Origin of the sequence: Bradyrhizobium sp. NBAIM08 (assembly GCF_020193935.1) — a bacterium.
GTDB classification, from domain to species: Bacteria; Pseudomonadota; Alphaproteobacteria; order Rhizobiales; family Xanthobacteraceae; genus Bradyrhizobium; species Bradyrhizobium yuanmingense.
In genome coordinates, this window is the sequence record NZ_JADYVR010000573.1 from 1 (window position 1) to 429 (window position 429).

1 protein-coding gene is annotated in these 429 nt (G+C 64.3%); it reads left to right on the forward strand.

Annotated elements, in window-relative coordinates; genetic code table 11:
• A partial coding sequence (locus tag I6F37_RS41015) for a cyanophycinase (protein WP_225154521.1) occupies positions 1-429 on the forward strand: 429 nt, incomplete at both ends.

The following is a 429-nucleotide window of genomic DNA, read 5'->3' on the forward strand; positions in this document are numbered from 1 at the left end:
GCCATCAACGACGAATTCATGCGCCTGGCCGGCGGCGACCAAGCCCGCATCGTCCTCATTCCCGCGTTCCCTTATGAGACGCCCGAAGAGGTGCAGGAACTGATCGCCGACTGGAAGAAGTACACCATGGCGTCGATCGAAATCCTCGACGCCCGCACCAAGGACGAAGCCGACACAGTCGACTTCGTCGCGCCGCTGAAGAAGGCGACCGGCGTGTGGCTGTGCGGCGGCCTGCAGTCGCACTTGGCGAATCTCTACAACGGCACGCGAACGGAACTGGAACTCCGCAAGGTTCTCGATCGCGGCGGCGTGGTCGGCGGCACGTCGGCCGGCGCGTCGTTCATGTCGCGGGTGATGATCCACGACGGCACACATAAAAACGCCGACCTCGCCGACGGCCTGGGCTTAGTGCAGCGGGCGGTCATCGAC